Annotated in this window: 19 protein-coding genes; 14 read left to right on the top strand and 5 right to left on the bottom strand. The window is 72.9% G+C overall.

The window, feature by feature from the left end; translation table 11 throughout:
• The first annotated feature begins 107 nt into the window (after positions 1-107).
• The 7 genes from ACFYMU_RS11330 (at position 108) to der (ending at position 6,444) form a co-directional block, all read left to right on the top strand.
• A complete protein-coding gene (locus ACFYMU_RS11330) occupies positions 108-854 on the top strand; it encodes an NUDIX domain-containing protein (protein ID WP_388371323.1) in 747 nt (248 codons plus the stop codon).
• Positions 851-1,873, top strand: a complete 1,023-nt coding sequence (locus tag ACFYMU_RS11325; protein ID WP_388371321.1) for an ADP-ribosylglycohydrolase family protein — start codon at positions 851-853, stop codon at positions 1,871-1,873. Before ACFYMU_RS11330 ends, ACFYMU_RS11325 begins: the two co-directional genes overlap by 4 nt.
• Before the next feature lie 98 nt (positions 1,874-1,971).
• A complete protein-coding gene (gene aroH / locus ACFYMU_RS11320; RefSeq protein WP_388371319.1) occupies positions 1,972-2,334 on the top strand; it encodes a chorismate mutase in 363 nt (120 codons plus the stop codon).
• Positions 2,331-3,425, top strand: coding sequence for a prephenate dehydrogenase (locus ACFYMU_RS11315; protein WP_388371317.1), 1,095 nt, complete (start codon positions 2,331-2,333; stop codon positions 3,423-3,425). Before aroH ends, ACFYMU_RS11315 begins: the two co-directional genes overlap by 4 nt.
• Positions 3,426-3,555: 130 nt before the next feature.
• Positions 3,556-4,248 (top strand): (d)CMP kinase, encoded by a 693-nt coding sequence (gene cmk, locus ACFYMU_RS11310; protein ID WP_388371314.1) that lies wholly within the window; start codon positions 3,556-3,558, stop codon positions 4,246-4,248.
• The gene (locus ACFYMU_RS11305; RefSeq protein WP_388371312.1) at positions 4,245-4,892 is read left to right on the top strand and encodes a lysophospholipid acyltransferase family protein; all 648 of its coding nucleotides are present in this window, start codon (positions 4,245-4,247) and stop codon (positions 4,890-4,892) included. Before cmk ends, ACFYMU_RS11305 begins: the two co-directional genes overlap by 4 nt.
• Positions 4,893-4,965: 73 nt before the next feature.
• On the top strand, positions 4,966-6,444 hold the full coding sequence (gene der, locus ACFYMU_RS11300; RefSeq protein ID WP_388371310.1) for a ribosome biogenesis GTPase Der: 1,479 nt from the start codon (positions 4,966-4,968) through the stop codon (positions 6,442-6,444).
• Between the two features lie 57 nt (positions 6,445-6,501).
• Here the strand turns inward: der and ACFYMU_RS11295 are convergent, their stop codons facing one another.
• Together ACFYMU_RS11295 and ACFYMU_RS11290 are read right to left on the bottom strand one after the other, a co-directional pair.
• Positions 6,502-6,873, bottom strand: a complete 372-nt coding sequence (locus ACFYMU_RS11295; RefSeq protein ID WP_388371307.1) for a hypothetical protein — start codon at positions 6,871-6,873, stop codon at positions 6,502-6,504.
• A gap of 91 nt (positions 6,874-6,964) precedes the next feature.
• Entirely contained in the window at positions 6,965-7,738 is a 774-nt protein-coding gene (locus tag ACFYMU_RS11290; RefSeq protein ID WP_388371304.1) for a hypothetical protein, read from the bottom strand.
• Positions 7,739-8,278: 540 nt separating this feature from the next.
• On the opposite strand from ACFYMU_RS11290, the gene ACFYMU_RS11285 reads away from it, so the two are divergent.
• The 3 genes from ACFYMU_RS11285 to ACFYMU_RS11275 all read left to right on the top strand — a co-directional run bounded on the left by ACFYMU_RS11285 (position 8,279) and on the right by ACFYMU_RS11275 (position 10,817).
• Entirely contained in the window at positions 8,279-8,959 is a 681-nt protein-coding gene (locus tag ACFYMU_RS11285; protein ID WP_388371302.1) for a transglycosylase family protein, read from the top strand.
• 155 nt (positions 8,960-9,114) lie between these two features.
• Positions 9,115-10,155 (top strand): helix-turn-helix transcriptional regulator, encoded by a 1,041-nt coding sequence (locus tag ACFYMU_RS11280; RefSeq protein WP_388371299.1) that lies wholly within the window; start codon positions 9,115-9,117, stop codon positions 10,153-10,155.
• A 446-nt stretch (positions 10,156-10,601) separates the two neighbouring features.
• Positions 10,602-10,817: an I78 family peptidase inhibitor gene (locus tag ACFYMU_RS11275; protein ID WP_388371296.1), complete on the top strand. Its 216-nt coding sequence runs from the start codon at positions 10,602-10,604 to the stop codon at positions 10,815-10,817.
• A gap of 117 nt (positions 10,818-10,934) precedes the next feature.
• Here the strand turns inward: ACFYMU_RS11275 and ACFYMU_RS11270 are convergent, their stop codons facing one another.
• Positions 10,935-11,954, bottom strand: coding sequence for a phosphatase PAP2 family protein (locus ACFYMU_RS11270; protein WP_388371293.1), 1,020 nt, complete (start codon positions 11,952-11,954; stop codon positions 10,935-10,937).
• 238 nt (positions 11,955-12,192) lie between these two features.
• The gene (locus ACFYMU_RS11265; RefSeq protein ID WP_388371291.1) at positions 12,193-13,377 is read right to left on the bottom strand and encodes a glycosyltransferase family 39 protein; all 1,185 of its coding nucleotides are present in this window, start codon (positions 13,375-13,377) and stop codon (positions 12,193-12,195) included.
• Between the two features lie 258 nt (positions 13,378-13,635).
• Here ACFYMU_RS11265 and ACFYMU_RS11260 point away from each other — a divergent pair, with 258 nt between their 5' ends.
• Together ACFYMU_RS11260 and ACFYMU_RS11255 are read left to right on the top strand one after the other, a co-directional pair.
• Entirely contained in the window at positions 13,636-15,249 is a 1,614-nt protein-coding gene (locus ACFYMU_RS11260) for an MFS transporter (protein WP_388371288.1), read from the top strand.
• A 113-nt stretch (positions 15,250-15,362) separates the two neighbouring features.
• A complete protein-coding gene (locus ACFYMU_RS11255; protein WP_388371286.1) occupies positions 15,363-16,553 on the top strand; it encodes an acyl-CoA dehydrogenase family protein in 1,191 nt (396 codons plus the stop codon).
• A gap of 39 nt (positions 16,554-16,592) precedes the next feature.
• Here ACFYMU_RS11255 and ACFYMU_RS11250 read toward each other — a convergent pair whose 3' ends face one another.
• Positions 16,593-17,033: a cell division protein SepF gene (locus ACFYMU_RS11250; RefSeq protein ID WP_388371283.1), complete on the bottom strand. Its 441-nt coding sequence runs from the start codon at positions 17,031-17,033 to the stop codon at positions 16,593-16,595.
• Positions 17,034-17,323: 290 nt separating this feature from the next.
• Between ACFYMU_RS11250 and ACFYMU_RS11245 the strand changes: the two genes are divergently transcribed.
• Together ACFYMU_RS11245 and ACFYMU_RS11240 are read left to right on the top strand one after the other, a co-directional pair.
• Entirely contained in the window at positions 17,324-18,490 is a 1,167-nt protein-coding gene (locus ACFYMU_RS11245; protein ID WP_388371281.1) for a DUF5685 family protein, read from the top strand.
• Positions 18,491-18,624: 134 nt separating this feature from the next.
• A complete protein-coding gene (locus ACFYMU_RS11240) occupies positions 18,625-19,407 on the top strand; it encodes a DUF1684 domain-containing protein (RefSeq protein ID WP_388371279.1) in 783 nt (260 codons plus the stop codon).
• Positions 19,408-19,540 lie beyond the last annotated feature (133 nt).

Here is a 19,540-nt window from a genome sequence, read left to right as displayed (position 1 = left end):
CGACCGAAGCGGCCGGTTCCCGTGGTGACGGGGGCCGGCCTTCTTCTTGCGCCCGTCCCTCGCCCGCATTTATAGTCAATGTGACCATTAAGGGGGTGGGTGGGGGCATGCAGGACCACGGTGGCAAGGACGGCGGCAAGGACTACGACAAGTACGCCCACGAACCCTTCGCGGTCACCGTCGACCTCGCCGTCCTCACCATCCGCGCGGGCGCGCTGCACGTGCTGCTCGTCGAACGCGGCCAGGAGCCGTACGCCGGCCGCTGGGCGCTCCCCGGCGGCTTCCTGCTGCCCCACGAGTCCGCGGAGGACGCGGCCCGGCGCGAACTCGCCGAGGAGACCGGCCTCGCGGACGTCTCCGGGCTCCATCTGGAGCAGCTGCGCACCTACAGCGATCCCGACCGCGACCCCCGTATGCGGGTCGTCTCCGTCGCCTTCGCCGCGCTGTTGCCCGACCCTCCCGAGCCGCGCGGCGGCGGCGACGCGGCGCAGGCCCGCTGGCTGCCGCACGCCGGTGCCGGGCCGCTCGCCTTCGACCACGACCGGATCCTCGCCGACGCCCACGACCGCGTCGGCGGCAAGCTCGAGTACAGCTGCCTCGCCACCGCGTTCTGTCCGCCCGAGTTCACCCTGGGCGAGCTCCAGCGGGTCTACGAGACCGTGTGGGGCACCGCGCTGGACCGGCCCAACTTCCGGCGCAAGGTCCTCGCCACGCCGGGATTCGTCGAACCGGTCCCGGGCGCCGCCCGGCTGACCGGAGGCCGCGGCAAGCCGGCCGCGCTCTACCGCGCGGGCGCCGCCACCGCCCTGCACCCGCCCCTGCTCCGCCCCACCACGGAAGGACGGCCCTCATGACCACCACCGCCCTCGTCGAGCGCGCCGCCACCGGCTCCCTGCTCGGGCTCGCGCTCGGCGACGCGCTCGGCTTCCCGACCGAGTTCAACGACGTGCCGTCGATCCTGGCCAAGTGCGGACCGTGGCGGCAGATGGAGCTGCCCAGGCCCGCGATCGTCACCGACGACACGCAGATGACGCTGGCGCTCGGGCGCGGGCTGCGCACGGCCATGGGCCGCGGCAGCCTGGCACCGGAGCCGATGGAGCGGCCGGTCCGCCAGGAGTTCGTCGACTGGTACCGGTCCCCGGACAACAACCGCGCGCCCGGCCGGACCTGCCTGGTGGCCTGCAACCTGCTGGAGGACGAGGGCCGCCCCTGGCAGCGAGCCAGCCGGACCGGTTCCAAGGGCTGCGGGGCCAACATGCGGGTGGCACCCGTCGGCCTCGTACCCGGCCTCAGCGACGAACAGCGGGCGGGCGCCGCCCAGTTGCAGGCCGCCCTCACCCATGGCCACCCCACGGCGCTGGCGGCGTCCGACCTGACCGCCCACGCGATACGGCTGCTCGCTCAGGGCGCCGAGCCGACCGGCCTGGTCGGTCTGCTGCGCTCCTACGCGTACGACAACCGCACCCGCTACCACGAGCGGTGGCTCGGCGATCTGTGGACCCACGCCCATGACCCCTCGCCGGAGCACTTCATCGCCCGCGGCTGGGACGAGTGCCTGGACGTCCTCGAGCGCCTCCGGACGGCCGTCCGGACCGTCTCGCCGGAGACCGACCCCTGCCTGGCCACCGGCGAGGGCTGGATCGCCGAGGAGGCCCTCGCGACCGGCCTGCTGTGCTTCCTGCTCTTCCCCGACGAACCCCTCACCGCCCTGCGCCGGGCCGCCTGCACCGCCGGCGACTCCGACTCGATCGCCTGCCTGACGGGCGCCTTCGCGGGCGCACGCCTCGGCGCCGACGCCTGGCCGCGGGAGTGGACCGGCCGGATCGAGTACGGGGGCGAGCTGCGGGCCCTGGGCGCGCTCTGGGACGTTTGAGCGCCGGACGTCTCGCCAGGCGGGCGGTGCGGCCCGGGGCGTTCCGGCCTGACTACGCTGGGGGCAGACGTTTCGGCACACCAGCGAGGAGCATCACCGTGGCGGTACGAGCGGTCCGGGGCGCCGTCCAACTGGAACGGGACGAGGCCGGGCACATGGACGAGCAGGTCGGAGCCCTGCTCACCGCCGTCCTGGAGCGCAACGGCCTGACCACCGACGACCTGATCAGCATCTGGTTCACCGCCACGCCCGATCTGCACAGCGACTTCCCGGCGGCCGCGGCCCGCAAGATCGGCATCGTCGACGTGCCGCTGATCTGCGCGCAGGAGCTCGACGTCGAGGGCGCGATGCCCCGGGTCGTCCGCGTCCTCGCCCACATCGAGTCCGACCGGCCGCGCGCCGACCTCGCGCACGTCTACCTCGGCGCCGCGGCCGCCCTTCGCAAGGACATCGCCCAGTGAGGACCGCACTCGTCATCGGCACGGGACTGATCGGCACGTCGGCAGCCCTGGCGCTCGCCGCGCGCGGGGTGGCCGTGCACCTCACCGACCACGACCCCGAGCAGGCCCGTACCGCGGCGGCGCTCGGGGCCGGCACCGACGAGGCGCCCGAGGGACCCGTCGACCTCGTGATCGTCGCGGCTCCGCCCGCGCATGTGGCCACCGCGCTCGCCGACGCCATGCGGCGCGGCGTCGGACGCGGCTACCTCGACGTGGCCAGCGTCAAGGGCGGCCCGCGCCGCGAGCTGGAGGCACTCGGCCTCGACCCGGCGGTCCTGTCGAGGTACATCGGCACGCACCCCATGGCGGGCCGTGAGAAGTCGGGCCCGCTGGCCGCCACCGGTGACCTCTTCGAGGGCCGCCCCTGGGTGCTGACCCCGACCCGGGACACCGACACCGAAGTGCTGAACCTCGCCCTGGAACTGGTCTCGCACTGCCGGGCCGTGCCGGTCGTCATGGACGCCGACGCCCACGACCGGGCGGTCGCCCTCGTCTCCCACATGCCCCACCTGCTGTCCAGCATGGTCGCCGCGCGTCTGGAGCACGCCGAGGAGGCGGCGGTGCGGCTGTGCGGCCAGGGCATCCGGGACGTCACCCGCATCGCGGCCTCCGACCCGGGCATGTGGATCGACATCCTGTCCGCGAACCCGGGGCCGGTCGCCGATCTGCTGTCCGAGGTGGCCGCCGACCTCGACGAGACGGTGCGGGCCCTGCGCGCCCTCCAGTCCTCCGACGAGGTCAAGCGGCGCGACGGCGCCGACGGTATCGAGGACGTGCTGCGCCGCGGCAACGCCGGCCAGGTCCGGGTGCCCGGCAAGCACGGCAGCGCCCCGCGGGCGTACGAGACGGTGGCCGTCCTCATCGACGACCAGCCCGGTCAGCTGGCCCGCATCTTCGCGGACGCGGGCGTGGCGGGGGTCAACGTCGAGGACGTCCGCATCGAGCACGCGACGGGGCAGCAGGCGGGCCTGGTGCAGCTGATGGTGGAGCAGAAGGCCGCCCCGGTGCTGAGCGCGGCGCTGCGCCAGCGGGGCTGGTCGATCCGCCAGTAGGGCGGGCGCCCGCGCTGCCGAAGGGCCCGGCGGTCCGCCCGTCGTACCGGCTCCGCAGAGCCAGTAACCTTGTGCGGGGCGCCCTCGCGTCCCGCCCATCCACCACTCCGCACCAGGAAGGTGTCCCCCCGTGGAAAACGGCGCCCGGACCGCCCCGGCAGTGATTGTCGCCATTGACGGCCCCTCCGGCACGGGCAAGTCGAGCACCTCGAAGGCCGTGGCCGCGCAGCTCGGGCTGAGCTACCTGGACACCGGGGCCCAGTACCGGGCGATCACCTGGTGGATGGTGAACAACGGCATCGACACGACCGATCCCTCGGCGGTCGCGGCCGTGGTGGGCAAGCCGGAGATCGTCTCCGGCACCGACCCCTCCGCGCCCGCCATCACCGTGGACGGCGTGGACGTCTCCGGACCGATCCGCGGACAGGAGGTCACCTCCAAGGTCAGCGCCGTCAGCGCGGTCCCCGAGGTGCGGTCCCGGATCACCGAGCTGCAGCGCTCCATCGCCGCCGCCGCGGAGCACGGCATCGTCGTCGAGGGCCGGGACATCGGCACGACGGTGCTGCCCGACGCCGACCTGAAGATCTTCCTCACCGCGTCCCCGGAGGCGCGCGCCGCCCGCCGCCACGGTGAGCTGAAGGGCGCGGACCTGCACGCCACCCGTGAGTCCCTGATCAAGCGGGACGCGGCCGACTCCACCCGCAAGGCGTCCCCGCTGGCGAAGGCCGGCGACGCCGTCGAGGTGGACACCACCGACCTCACGCTGCAGCAGGTCATCGAGTGCGTCGTCACCCTCGTCGAGGAGAAGCGGGCCGGAAAGTGACCGAGGTTCCTTCGCCGCGCGGCGCCGACGTCGGCCGACGGATCGGCGTCGGCCTGATGTACGGGCTGTGGAGGCCGCGCGTCCTGGGCGCGTGGCGGGTTCCGGCGAGCGGCCCGGCGATCCTCGCCGTCAACCATTCGCACAACATCGACGGTCCCATGGTCATGGGCGTGGCGCCCCGGCCGACGCACTTCCTGATCAAGAAGGAGGCGTTCGTCGGCCCGCTCGACCCCTTCCTGCGCGGCATCGGCCAGCTGAAGGTCGACCGCCACAGCGCCGACCGCGAGGCCGTGACCCGGGCGCTGAGCGTGCTGGAGAACGGGCAGGTCCTCGGGATCTTCCCCGAGGGCACCCGGGGCGAGGGCGACTTCGCCTCGCTGCGCGCCGGACTCGCCTACTTCGCTGTCCGCTCGGGGGCGCCGATCGTGCCGGTGGCGGTGCTGGGAAGTTCCGAGCGGCGCGGGCGGTTGATAAAGGGGCTGCCGCCGCTGCGCAGCCGGATAGACGTCGTCTTCGGCGAGCCGTTCGAGGCGGGCGACGGCACGGGGCGGCGAACGCGCACGGCGCTCGACGAGGCGACGGAGCGCATCCAGAAGCAGCTCACCGCGCACCTGGAAAACGCCAGGCGCCTCACCGGGCGCTGAGCGACACTTCAGTAGTGGATCACCGTGGTCACGGTGCTCCACCGATCACCACGATGAACGAGGTACGGACTTCATGAACGACGACAGCAGGCCCGACGGCTCGGCCGCGTACGAGGACGGGCACGGGGCACTCGGCGACGCCGAGTACGCGGAGTTCATGGAGCTCGCCGCGGAAGAGGGTTTCGACCTCGAGGACATCGAGGGCGCCATCGAGGCGGCCGGACACGGCCCGCTGCCCGTGCTGGCCGTCGTCGGCCGCCCCAACGTCGGCAAGTCGACCCTGGTGAACCGCATCATCGGCCGCCGTGAGGCGGTCGTCGAGGACAAGCCCGGGGTGACCCGCGACCGGGTCACCTACGAGGCGGAGTGGGCGGGCCGCCGCTTCAAGGTCGTCGACACCGGCGGCTGGGAGCAGGACGTCCTCGGTATCGACGCCTCGGTGGCGGCGCAGGCCGAGTACGCGATCGAGGCGGCCGACGCGGTCGTCTTCGTGGTCGACGCCAAGGTCGGCGCGACCGACACCGACGAGGCGGTCGTACGGCTGCTGCGCAAGGCGGGCAAGCCCGTGGTGCTGTGTGCCAACAAGGTCGACGGCCCGAGCGGCGAGGCCGACGCGTCGTACCTGTGGAACCTGGGTCTCGGTGAGCCCCACCCGGTGTCGGCGCTCCACGGGCGCGGCACCGGCGACATGCTGGACGCCGTCCTGGAGGCCCTGCCGGAGGCACCCGCCCAGACCTTCGGCACCTCGATCGGCGGCCCGCGCCGTGTCGCACTGATCGGCCGCCCGAACGTCGGCAAGTCCTCGCTCCTGAACAAGGTCGCGGGCGAGGACCGCGTCGTCGTCGACGAACTCGCCGGCACCACCCGCGACCCGGTCGACGAGTTGATCGAACTCGGCGGCAAGACCTGGAAGTTCGTCGACACGGCGGGCATCCGCAAGCGGGTCCACCTCCAGCAGGGCGCGGACTACTACGCCTCGCTGCGCACCGCCGCCGCCGTCGAGAAGGCCGAGATCGCCGTCGTGCTGATCGATGCCTCCGAGACCATCTCGGTGCAGGACCAGCGCATCATCACCATGGCCGTGGAGGCGGGGCGCGCGCTCGTCATCGCCTACAACAAGTGGGACACCCTGGACGAGGAGCGCCGCTACTACCTGGAGCGGGAGATCGAGACCGAGCTCGCCCAGGTGCGCTGGGCACCGCGGGTGAACGTCTCGGCGCACACCGGACGGCACATGGAGAAGCTGGTACCGGCGATCGAGACCGCCCTGGAGGGCTGGGAGACCCGTGTCCCCACGGGCCGCCTCAACGCCTTCCTCGGCGAGCTGGTCTCCGCGCACCCGCACCCGGTCCGCGGCGGCAAGCAGCCGCGCATCCTGTTCGGCACCCAGGCGGGCACCAAGCCCCCCCGGTTCGTGCTCTTCGCGTCCGGCTTCATCGAGGCGGGCTACCGCCGGTTCGTCGAACGGCGGCTGCGCGAGGAGTTCGGCTTCGAGGGATCGCCGATCCACATCTCCGTGCGCGTGCGCGAGAAGCGCGGCAAGAAGAAGTAGGCACCCCCGCGGCCTCCGGGAGGGGCGGTCTGCGGGGCCGTCCCCTCCGCGGTCCGCTCACAGCCCCCTGCGCGGTGCGGGGGGCAGCGCGGGGAGGTGCTGCACCGTGGCCTGTCGTGCCACCCGCTCCCAGACGGTCGCCGTGGACGACTGCCCGTGCGGGGCGGCGGGCCGTCCGGTCGCGTGCTGAGGGGCGGCGTGGCGTGTGCCGTACGCGCCCGTGCGGTGGGCGGGGTGGGAGAAGGCGACGAAGTCCAGGTCCTCCTCCCCGCTGCGGTCGCCCGGGCACGCCCGGAAGGACCTGACGTACTCGGCGTAGAGCGCGTCGTAGATCGGCGTGGCCGAGGAGCCGGTGGAGAGGTCCTGGGCCGATCTCGCGGCGGGGATCGGCTGAGGGGACAGGCGGCGGGGGACGTCATATGCGTGCACGTAGGTGCCAACGACCCCGCCGCCCACAGGATGCGGTCGAGTACGCCGCCTTTGCAGGTCAGGCGCCTCGACGGGTGGTGCGCCCGACGGCTCAGGTGCCCGCCAGCGGCAGGGCGGCGGCCACGAGCCTCCCGTTCGCCGCGGCCTTGTCCAGCGCGTCGCGCAGCAGGTCCTCACGCGGCTGGCGGCCGATCGAACCCACCGGTGCCGCGAACATCAGCACCTGCTGGTGCTTGTTGGCGGCCGCCCGCCACCCCTCGGTGACCTGGAGCGGCTGGTGCGCCTGCCACCAGGCCACCGGCTGGCCACCGTTGGCACCGGGTTGCAGCACGGCGTGCAACTGGCCCATGGCGAGCAGCACGGACCAGCCGTGCAGCACGGGCGGCACCGACGCGATCTCGGTCAGCGGCATGAAGCCCTGCTCGACGAGCAGCGTCAGGAAGTCGTCGCCGACGCTCGTCGAGCCCGGGCGCGCGATGGGAGCGGTGGGTTCCACGACGAGTGCCGGGTGCAACTCCCCTGCGATCAGGACGAGTCCGCTGGTGACGCCCAGCACCGCCTGCTCGTGAGCCGCCGTGGGGAGGTCCTCGCCGGCGGTGATGGAGCGGACGGCGCCCTGCAACTGCTCCTCGGTGACCTGGACGACCTGGGAGGGCAGACAGGTGGCGTGGGCGAAGGCGAGGACGGCGGTCTCCTCGCCGACGAACAGGACGGTGCTGGTGCGCTCCTGCTCGGAGTCGCCCGGGGTGCGGCAGGACGTGCAGTCGTAACTGCCCGGGGCGTTCTCTCCGGCGAGCAGCCGGTCGGCTTCTTCGTCGCCGATCTCGGCGCGTACGGCGTCGCTGACGTCGAGCATGCGCGGCACGGGTGGCTCCCTCGGGATGCGGTACGTGGCGTGCCGGGTGGCTCCCGGCCATGAGCCCGGAGGGTTCCCGGCTCATGGAGAAGACAACGGACGATCTGTGGCCGGAGTCACGCCCGCGAGCGAACGGAATCGAACCATCCGACGCGCAGGGTGAGCAGGCGCCCGGAATTCGTCACTCCATGCCAACTTCCGGAGAAGTGAGGGAAGTTGATTTGGTGAGGTGGCTCACAGATCACCGGGTGCGCTGGTCGACAAATCCGGAAATCAGCGAATGAAATGGGTGGCCTGAAATCGCCGCTACCATCGGTAACATCGAACTGGCCTGGAATGACAAGGAGTTGGTTGAAAACGGACGGTCCACCTGCCTAGATTCCTCCGCCGTGTGCAACGAGCACCGCCCGGGAACGTCCACCGGTCGCGCCGCACAGCCGGCGCGCAGCACCACCTCCGGCGGACGGGGCGGCGCGCGACGACCGCGCCCCACGCGCGGGCCGACGCGCCCCGCCCTGGGGGACCCCGGGTTCGTGGAGAGGGAATTACATGTCCGAATGTGCCGATGACACCCGTAAGGCCCGTACGACCCGTACGACGGCGGTCCTCGCCGGCGCGGCCCTGCTCGCGCCGTTGGGGCTGCTCGCCGCGGCCGGCAACGCCGCCGCGGCGGACAGCGGGGTGTGGGACCGCATCGCCCGGTGCGAGAGCGGCGGGAACTGGCACATCAACACCGGCAACGGCTACTACGGAGGTCTGCAGTTCGCCGCCGGCACCTGGCGCGCGTACGGCGGCACCGCCTACGCCCCGACCGCCGACAAGGCGTCCAAGCAGGCGCAGATAGCCGTCGCGACCAAGGTGCGGAACGCGCAGGGCTGGGGGGCGTGGCCGGTCTGCTCGGCCCGCGCCGGAGCCTACGGAAGCGCGCCCGCCGCATCGGGGGCCCGGGCGGCCGCACGCCCGTCCTCGGGTTCGGCCACCACCGAGTCCGCATCCGGATCCGCCCCGTCGAAGCGGTCGTCGAAGCAGTCGTCGAAGGCGCCGGGGCACTCGACGGGACACACCGCGCGCGGTTCGTCCCGCGGCGACTACACCGTGCGCAGCGGTGACACCCTCAGCGGTATCGCCGAACGGCACGGCACCACCTGGCAGCAGCTCTACGCACGCAACAAGGCGGTGATCGGAGCCGATCCCGACCTGATCATGCCCGGACAGCGACTCGACGTCTGACCGCGCGTCCGCATCACAACCCCACCCAGGCCCTGGGGCCCTGCCGTCCGCTGCGACGGCAGGGCCCCGTGCGTCGCGCCGCGACGCTCTTCCCGGCCGCGCCGCACGGGGCTTGCGGACGGCAGGTGTCCGCAAGGGACGGCAGACTCGGTGCCATGCTGGAGACCTCGGCCCGACTGCTGCGTCTGCTGTCCCTGCTCCAGGCCCACCGCGAATGGTCCGGAGCCGACCTCGCCGATCGCCTCGGCGTCAGCCCCCGCACGGTGCGCCGGGACGTGGAGCGGCTGCGCGAGCTGGGGTATCCCGTCAACGCGAGCCCCGGCACCGGCGGCGGCTACCAGCTGGGGGCCGGGGCCGAACTGCCGCCGCTGCTTCTGGACGACGACGAGGCCGTCGCCGTGGCGGTCGGGCTGCGCACGGCCGCCGGGCAGGGCATCGAGGGCATCGGCGAGACCTCCGTACGCGCCCTCGCCAAGCTGGAACAGGTCCTGCCGAACCGTCTGCGCCACCGGGTGAGCGCGCTGAACGCGTTCACCGTGCCGATGCTGCGCGGTCCCGAGCCCACCGCCGTCGACCCGGCCGTCCTCACCGAACTGGCCCATCTGTGCCGGGACGCCGAGCGGCTGCGCTTCGAGTACCGCGACCACGGCGGTGCCCCGTCCCGCCGCACGGTCGAGCCGTACCGCCTGGTGTGCACCGAGCGCCGCTGGTACATGGTCGCCTGGGACCTCGACCGTGACGACTGGCGCACCTTCCGCGTGGACCGGATCACCCCGAAACCGCCGCACGGCCCGCGCTTCGCCCCGCGGACACCCCCGGCCGACGACCTGGCCGACTATGTGTCGAAGGGCGTCTCCACGGGCGCGTACGCCGCCCGGGCCGTGGTGCGGCTGCTGGTGCCCCTGCGTGAGGCGGCCGGGCGGATCTCGCCGTCGGCGGGGACCCTGGAGGCGGAGAGCGACGGCAGTTGCCTGCTGCGCACGGGGGCGGCGACCCTCGACGTGATGGTGATCCACGTCATGATGATGGGGTTCGAGTTCGAGGTGCTGGAGCCCGCGGAGCTGACCGAGACGGTCAGGACGGCTCGGGACCGGCTGTCGCGGGCGCTGGAGCGGGCCCGACCGGCGCGTGCCGCGGGTGACGGGGCCCGAACGCCGGGGACGCCGGAGGCTCGGGGCGGATCCGGGGCACGGTGAGGACCTCGTGCCGCAGCGGCGGGCCTCAGACGGCCCCGGGCCCGCCGGAGCCCACGACGCGGCGCTCCCGCCGGCTCACACCGCGAAGCGCGGCCCCGCCCCGCCCTCCGGCGGGGCGCGTGCGTGGGTTCTGTGTCGAAGACGTGTATTTCCTCTGCACGGTCAGCTGCCCGTCACCGTGCACGAGAAATGGGAAATGGGTGGCGAGAACCGCGCGGCGCGCTTTCCGGCGAAGGTTTTTCCGTCCCTTCGACGATGATGATCAAGCCTCTCCTGAATTCCGTTCGGCCGGGCGCGTGGCGCATGCAGAACCGCTCGATCGTGTGACGCCGTTGGGGCGAAACGGGTGTCGTGGATCCGTGACAGAAGCGTGACCGTAGAGGGATGTGGGGCAGGAGAGGCGGCCCGGACTTCCACGGCCGCGCCTCGCCGCCTAACGTGATCCCATGGCATCCATTCCCACCCCCGGCGCGGAACCCGAGGACTCCCCCGAGGAGTACGTCGGCCTGGCGGCGCACCACGCCGAACGGCTCGCCCGTGAACGCGGCTGGCGCACGGTCCGCTCACTGCCGCCGGGCACGGTCATCACCATGGAGTACCGCTTCGGACGGCTGAACTTCGAGGTCGACGGCGGCAGGGTCACGCGCTGCTGGAAGGGCTGACGGGCCGCGGCCGAAGCCGCGCGGCCCCCGGCCCCATGACGCAGGCCCCGGCTCCTGGTGAGCCGGGGCCTGCGTCGTGCGGGGAGGCTGTGCGTACCGTCCCCGCGGGCCGGCCGCTCAGCCGCCCGCCAGAGGTCGCGCAGGGGCGGCGCCGCGCACCCGGTCCGAGTGCGGCGGGCGGCGGCTGCCCGCCGGGGTGACCGGGGTGCGCTCCGCGCGGGTGGTGTACGGGCCGGGAGCCAGATAGACCGGTGCCCGGGGCGCACGGGCGGCGGCCACCGGCTCCCGGGCCGGTGCCGCGTCTCCCTCCGCGGCCGGAACCGGGGAGAGGGCGGGCGCCGGCGCGTCGACCGGGACCGGGACGGGCACCGGGGCGGCGCGGCGGCTGCGGCGGCGGTCCCGCACCGCGAGGATGCTCGTCTCGGCGCGGGCGATCAGCGGCTCGAACCACGGCAGCGCCAGCAGGATCAGCAGGCCCGCGGCCCAGCCGAGGAGCACGTCGCTCAGCCAGTGCGTACCGAGGTAGACCGTGGTCAGTCCGACGCCGAGGGAGGTCACGGCGGAGAGCGCCGACAGCCAGCGCCTGGCCCGTGGCGTCGAGGCCAGATAGGCCAGGATTCCCCAGGTCACGACGGCGTTCGCGGTGTGCCCGGAGGGAAATATATCGCCGCCCCGCCACATCTCGTTCGACCCGATGACGGTCGCGTAGTGCGGGCCGAGGCGGCCCATGCCGTACTTGGCGGCCCCCACCGTGATGTTCAGCAGGAGCAGTGCCGCGCCCAGGGTGAGCAGCGGGCGCAGGGTGTGCTGACGCCACGAGCGCCAGCCCAGCCAGGCCGCGACCATCACCGCGGTGGGCCCGCGCTGGCCCAGCACCACGTAGTAGTCGAGGAACGCGTGGATCTGCGGCCACTGCTGGTACGGCCGGAAGAACATGACCTGCCAGTCGAGCCGGACCAGCCAGGAGGAGACGACGACGGCCCAGACGATCGCCGCGTAGAAGGCCAGGGTTCCCGAGAAGAGGACGACTCGGTGCCGGCTCATCCTGGGCACGTCGATGTGGGCCGGTCGTTCCGGCTCACGGTCCAGCCGGGCGAAGACCCGGTCCAGACGCCTCAGGTTTGGTTCGGTACGCACTCAATCGACGTTACAGCGAGTGAGCTCGATGCCCACCCGAATCCCCGGCTTTGTGATGACGATGTGATGTGGGATTCCTCTCAGCGGGGTCGCCGATTTCCATGGAATCCCTAATAGGGCCGGGGCATGGCCACTGAATTCATGGCCCATGGCCGATCGCTGTTTTATGGCGCTTGTCAATTCGTTCACCGAATGCTGGCGTGGAATTCCCCGATCGCTCACGGACGGTTACCGCCGATCATGGCGGGCCGGAGCCGTTGAGCCAGAACGCCCCATAGAGGGCCGAAGCCACGGCGACACCGCCGAGCACCGCCGCCGACCTGGAGGGACGCGCCCGCGCCAGGGCCACGGCGAGGGGCAGCAGCAACGGGAAGGCGGGCAGCAGCAGCCGTGGTTTCGAGCCGAAGTAGCTCGATGCGCACAGGGCGAGCGCGGTGACGGCGCCCGCGTACACGAGCAGGGGCAGCGGCTGCCCCTGCCGTACGCACGTCGCGTACAGCCCGGCGATCAGCGCGACCCCGGCGATCAGCCCCACGCCGGCCAGGGCCGAGGGGAAGGAGGTGAACCTGGCCGCGACGAAGCGGGCGAAGGCGTAGCCGCCGTCGAAACCGTTGCGCCAGCCCGCCTGGACGTCCAGATAGCCGAGGGGACCCCTGCCGGTGCGGTGGCCGACCCACAGGACGTAGCCGGCGGTGCCGAGGGGCGCGAGGACCGCGCCGAGGGCACGGCGGCCGCGTGACATGCCATGGCCGCGCGGCACGCCTCCGGGCGGGGACGCCCGGCACTCCCGTACGTACGACGCGATCGCCGCCGCCCACACGGCCGCGACGACGGCGGCCCCCACCGGCCGGGTCAGGCCCGCCAGCGAGGCGAGCAGGCCCGCGGTCACCCAGCGGCCGGTCAGCACCGCGTACAGCGCCCAGGCGGCGAGCGCGGTGAACAGGGACTCGCTGTACGCCATCGACTGCACGATCCCGACCGGCAGCGCCGCCCACAGCAGGACCAGGCACACGCCCACCCGGCGGTCGTACACGTGCTCCGCGACGGCGAAGACGCCCCAGGCGGCGGCGAGCGAGGCGAGCGCCGAGACGACGAGGCCCGCGTCGGCGTACGACAGCGGGGTCAGCGCCGCGCCCAGCCGCTCCAGCCACGGCAGCAGGGGGAAGAAGGCGAGGTTGGAGTGCACGTCGCCGTTCGGCAGGCGCACCTCGTAGCCGTAGCCGAGCGCGGCGACCCGGGTGTACCACAGCGAGTCCCAGCGGGCCGCCAGCAGGGTGTGCGGGCTGGTGCCGCGCGCCGCGCTCCACAGCGCGAGCACGACCAGGCCCAGGGCGCGGACGGCCGCATGGCCCGCCAGGGCGGGTGCGGCCCGGCGCGCGGCGCCGTGGCGGGGCGGCGCCGCACACGTTGCAAGATCGGTCACGCGCCCGATTATCGGCGCCGTGCGGAACCGGACGGACCCACCCGGCGTGCTGGACCGGGGGAGGAGTGGCGCATGCCACACCTCCTCCTGGAGGAACGTGAGAGCTCTGCCACGCGACGGCCGCCGGAACTCGCGTACCCTGGCGATTCACTCGCTTCGTTGCGTGGGCCCCGGGAGTACCGCTCCTCCCGGTCGCCGTCGCGGGGCGTCCCCACCCCGCGTTCCGCCGAAGTGAGGGACCACCTGGGAGGTACGTACATGTCCGGGACGACCACGGCCGCCGCTGCGCTGCGCCGTCGGGCGGCCGGGGACGGAGCGGACCGCTGGGTCGTCCTCGTCGTCCTGTGTGTGAGCCTGCTGCTCGTCGCGCTCGACGCCACCGTGCTGCATGTCGCGATGCCCGCCGTCACCGAGGACCTCAAGCCCGGTGGAATCCAACTGCTGTGGATCGTGGACACCTACCCGCTCGTCTGCGCCTCGCTGCTCATCCTCTTCGGCACACTGGGCGACCGGATGGGCCGCCGGCGGGTGCTGCTGCTGGGATACGGCATCTTCGGAGTCGCGTCCGGCGTCGCGGCCCTGGCGCAGGACGCCCAGGCGCTGATCGCGGCGCGGGCGCTGCTCGGCGTGGGCGGCGCGATGATCATGCCCGCGACGCTGTCCATCCTGCGCCAGGTCTTCCCCGACCGGCGCGAACGGGCGCTGGCGATCGGCATCTGGAGCGCCGTGGCCGCGGTGGGAGCGGCGGTGGGCCCGCTGCTGGGCGGCTTCCTGCTCGAGCACTTCTGGTGGGGTTCCGTCTTCCTGATCAACATCCCGCTGATGCTGGTCAGCCTGCCGGTCGGGCGGTTGCTGCTGCCGGAGTCGAAGGGGGACCGCGACGGGCCCTGGGACGTGGTGGGCGCGCTCATGGCGGCGGCCGGCCTCTTCGGGCTCGTCCTGGGCGTGAAGCGGCTGGGCGGCGGGGACGCGCCGCTCGGCCCCGGCACCCTGCTGTCCCTGGTGGCGGGCGCGGCCCTGCTGGCCGGCTTCGTGCGCCGCCAGCGCCGCCGCGCGCACCCGCTCGTCGACCTGCGGATGTTCGCGCGGCCGGCGTTCAGCACATCGGTGGGGTGCATCGTGCTCGCGATGCTCGCGCTGGTCGGCCTGGAGCTGATCGCGGCGCAGTATCTGCAACTGGTGCTCGACCTCTCCCCGCTTCAGACGGGGCTGCGGCTGCTGCCGCTGACGTTCGCGGCGATGGCGGCGGGCCTGGCCGGCTCCAGCGTGCTGCACCGCCTCGGCCCCCGGCGCATGGTCGTCTTCGGCTTCTGCCTCACGGCGGGATCGGTGGTCGCGCTGACCGCGATGGGCGGCCACGACAACCCGGGGCTGCTGCTGTTCGGTTTCGTCCTGCTGGGCTTCGGCCTGGAGACGACGCTGTTCGGGGCGTACGAGTCGATGCTGAGCGAGGCGCCGGCGTCGCAGTCCGGGGGAGCGGCGGCCATCGGCGAGACCTCCTACCAGCTGGGTGCGGGCATCGGCATCGCCCTGCTGGGCAGCGTGATGAACGCCGCGTACGCACCCGGCCCGGCCTCGGTGCCGGGCGTCCCGCCGTCGGCCTCCAGGGCCGCGGGTCATTCGCTGGGCGAGGCGTACGAGGTGGCCGGCCGGCTGGGCGGTGCGCGGGGCGAGGCCCTGCGCCGTGCGGCCCGGGACTCCTTCGTCCACGGCCTGCATGTGACGCTCCTGGTCAGTGCCGGTCTGCTGCTGCTGGGTGCGGTCATGGCACTGCGGCTGCCGCGGGTCATGCACTGCGAGCAGCCTCCGGCGGGCTCGGCGTCGGCGGTTCCCGCCCCGCGGGGGATCGCGGACTCCCGGGTCTCGGCATGAGCGGGTACGGCGCTCGGGTCCACCGGTACTGGACGCGTGGCGCGGGGCGTCGTACCGTCGGCCCGTCCCATCCTGACTAGCGCTGCTAGTTTTCAGTGTCACGGAGGCTCTCCATGTCCGCGTCCCCGACGTTGCCGTCCTTCGACCCCGCCGACCCGCTGGGGATCGACGACCTGCTGGACGCCGAGGACCTCGCCATCCGCGACACCGTGCGCGGCTGGGCGGCGGAGCGCGTGCTGCCGCACATCGCCGAGTGGTACGAGAAGGGCGAGATGCCCCACATCCGCGAGCTCGCCCGGGAACTCGGCTCCCTCGGCGCTCTCGGCATGTCGCTGAACGGGTACGGGTGCGCGGGGGCCAGCGCCGTGCAGTACGGCCTCGCCTGTCTGGAGCTGGAGGCCGCCGACTCCGGCATCCGCTCCCTGGTCTCCGTGCAGGGGTCCCTCGCCATGTACGCCGTCCACCGGTTCGGCAGCGAGGAGCAGAAGCAGCAGTGGCTGCCCGGCATGGCCGCGGGCGAGATCATCGGGTGTTTCGGGCTGACCGAACCCGACCACGGCTCCGACCCGGCCTCGATGCGCACCCACGCCGAGCGGGACGGCGCGGACTGGATCCTCAACGGCCGCAAGATGTGGATCACCAACGGGTCCGTCGCGGGCGTCGCCGTCGTGTGGGCGCAGACCGACGAGGGGATCCGCGGATTCGTCGTCCCCACGGACAGCCCCGGTTTCGCCGCCCCCGAGATCAAGCACAAGTGGTCCCTGCGGGCCTCGGTGACCAGTGAGCTCGTCCTCGACGACGTGCGGCTGCCCGCGGACGCCGTGCTGCCCGGTGTCGTCGGGCTCAAGGGCCCGCTCGGCTGCCTCTCCCACGCCCGCTACGGGATCGTGTGGGGGGCCATGGGCGCTGCCCGGTCCTGCCTGGAGACCGCGGTGGACTACGCCAAGAGCAGGGAGCAGTTCGGCAGGCCCATCGGAGGGTTCCAGCTCACCCAGGCCAAGCTCGCCGACATGGCGGTCGAACTGCACAAGGGGATCCTGCTCGCCCACCATCTGGGGCGGCGCATGGACGCGGGACGGCTCCGTCCCGAACAGGTCAGCTTCGGCAAGCTCAACAACGTGCGCGAGGCCATCGAGATCTGCCGCACGGCGCGTACGGTCCTCGGCGCCAACGGGATCTCGCTGGAGTACCCCGTGATGCGGCACGCCACCAACCTGGAGTCGGTGCTCACCTATGAGGGCACCGTCGAGATGCACCAGCTCGTGCTGGGCAAGGCGCTCACTGGGCTCGACGCCTTCCGGTGACGGCCGGTGGAGCGGGCAGGGCCGATGAGCGGCCCTGCCTCAGCTCTGGTTGAAGAAGCCGTCGGGCCGCCGGCTCGCGGCGTCGCCGCTGACGATCTCGGTGTCCGCGGGCGTCAGCAGGAAGACGCGGGTGGAGACACGGTCGATCGAGCCGCGCAGGCCGAAGATCAGGCCGGCGGCGAAGTCGACCACGCGCTTGGCGTCGGCCGGCTCCATGTTCGTGAGGTTCATGATGACGGGGACGCCGTCCCGGAAGAGCTCGCCGATGGCCCGGGCGTCCCGGAAGCTGTCCGGGGTGACCGTGCCGATCCGGCGACCGGTCTCCTCCGCCGTGTCGGACGCGACCTTCACATGCGGGTCGGTCACCCAGGCATCGCCCTGCTCCTGGCCCTCGGCGTAGTCGTCGTCGTAGTAACGCTCGTCATCGTTGTTGTCGTCGACGAGGCCAAGCCAGGCACTCGCCTTGCGCACCGATCCCATGGACGCCTCCTCTCACAGCGGTCTTTCCGGCCGTCCGCATCCCCATGGTCGTCCATGATGCGGATGTCGCGCCAAGGGGATAGGCGCCGCGCGGGGGGTTTGTGACGGTACTGGTGCACAGCGCGTCCGTCGAGAGTCCGTGTGCCCCAAGGGCCCGGCCGTACACGGCTGCTGACTGAGAGTGAAATATTATCTGCGACGGTGGACGGGTGACGGGTGGTGCGTACGAGTGAACGAGGTGGCAGATACGATGCCGCGGCTCAACATCGTACGAAGCGTGGGGGGATGTCGTGTTCGGAATGGTCCGGCCCTGTCGGCACCGGCTGGGTGAGGGACTGCGGACCCAGTGGATGGCGCACCTGTGCGGGCTCTGTCTCGCGCTGCGCGCGGACCACGGGCAGCTCGCCCGGGTCGTCACCAACTACGACGGCCTGCTCGTCTCGGTCCTGACGGAGGCTCAGGCCGAGCGGGCCGAGGGAGGGCGCCGCACGGCCGGACCCTGCCCGCTGCGCGGTATGCGCACCGCCTCCGTCGCGCGGGGCGAGGGGGCGCGGCTCGCGGCCGCGGTCTCCCTGGTGCTCGCCTCGGCGAAGGTGCGCGACCACATGGCCGACGGGGACGGACTGTTGGCGCGGGGGCCGGTGGCGTTCGCGGCGCGCCGGGTCGCCACGAACTGGGACAGAGCCGGCGCCCGTGCCGGCTCCGACGTCGGGTTCGACACCGCCGTCCTGGTGGACGCCGTGGACCGGCAGACCGGGATCGAGGCGCTCGCCGGGCCGGGCACCCCGATCCTGACGATCACCGAACCGACCGAGACCGCCACCGCCGCCGCCTTCGCGCACACGGCGGTCCTCGCGGGCCGGCCCCGCAACGCCGAGCCCCTCGCCGAGGCGGGCCGGCTCTTCGGGCGGCTTGCCCATCTGCTGGACGCCGTGGAGGACCGGGAGGCCGACGCCGCGTCGGGTGCCTGGAATCCGCTGACGGCCACCGGCACCTCGACGGCGGAGGCCCGCCGTCTCGCCGACGACGCGCTGCACGGGATCCGGCTCGCGCTGCGGGAGGTCGAGTTCACCGACGGCAGGCTCGCGCATGTGCTGCTCGCGCACGAACTGCGGACCTCCGTGGACCGTGCCTTCGGCACGACCACCTGCTCGCATCCGCTCGGCGCGTCCGGGCCGTACGCGCCCGGCGCGCCCGGGGGTCCGGCCGGTCCGCCCCCGCCTCCGGAGCCGCCCCGCCGCGACCGGCGCGGACTGATCGCGGGCTGCGCGGTGTGGACGGGGCTCGCCTGCACCTGTCAGCTGTGCTGCGGCACGTACGAGGACCCGTGGAGTCGCGAGCGCAAGGACGGCTTCTGCCGCGACAACGACTGCAGTGACTGCTGTGACTGTTGCGACTGCTGCAGCAACTGTGACGGATGCTGCTGCGACGGCTGCGACTGCGGCTGCGACTGCTGACGGCCGCCCGACGCGTCCCGCCTTGTGCGACGCGGTGGCGTCGGCCCGTCGCAGGGGCGGCGCCGCACGCCTCGTACGCGGCGGGCTCGGCGAGTTGGGAGGCCCGTTGTGTCCGGTGTGCGAGGGTTGATCGCATGACGACCGACGCGTCCGACGAGTGGAAGCAGTGGCACGAGCGCCGCACGGCGCAGGTGTCGGCGCCCCACGGGCCCCTTGCGCTGACCGGCACCCACTGGCTGGAGGATTATCCGGAGGGGCGAATTCCGGACACCCCGGGGCGGTGGACGGCCGACGGGGACGCGGTGGTGCTGACGGCCGGCGAGGACGACGGGCTGACCGTCGACGGAAAGCCCTTCACGGGTGAGACCCGCCTCGGCGCCGATCCCGGACCCGTGACCGCGGCCCGCGTCGAGGCCGGCGAGCGCCGCCTGGTCGTCATGGAGCGCGAGGGAGCCTGGGCCGTACGCGACTACGACCCGGCGGCGCCCGCGCGCCGGGCCTTCAAGGGCATCCACGCCACGCCCCACGATCCGCGCTGGTCGGTGGAGGGGCACCTCACCCCCTACGGCGAGCGTCGCACCGTGCACGTCGAGAACGCCGACGGCCGCCACCGCGGACTCGCCCTGGGCGGCGTGCTCGCCTTCACCCTGGACGGGCAGGATCTCACCCTTCAGGTGTCGGTCCGGGGCGACGGTTCGCCGTGGGCCGTCTTCGCCGACGCCACCAGCGGGTACACCAGCTATCGCTTCCGGTTCCTGTGCCCGCCCGTGCCCGACGTCGAGGGCACCACGACGGTGGACTTCAATCGTGCGCTGCTCCCGCCGTGTGCCTTCGCGGACCACTTCCTCTGCCCCTTCCCGCCACCGGGCAACACGCTGGGTCTCGCCGTCGAGGCGGGGGAGCGCGGCGTGGCGTAGAGGCCCCGTCAGAGTGGGGGGTTCTGCCGCAGGTTGAAGGCTGCACGGCCGAAAGGCGCTCTTGCGCCTCTCGGGCGGCGGCCGAATACTCCCCCTCAGCGCTTGTCAGGGGCACGGCATGTTCGGAATCCGG

It is taken from the genome of Streptomyces sp. NPDC007264, from assembly GCF_042869095.1.
Taxonomy (GTDB): domain Bacteria; phylum Actinomycetota; class Actinomycetes; order Streptomycetales; family Streptomycetaceae; genus Streptomyces.
The sequence above is the reverse complement of the archived record's forward strand: the minus strand, read 5'-3'. Positions and strand labels throughout refer to the sequence as shown.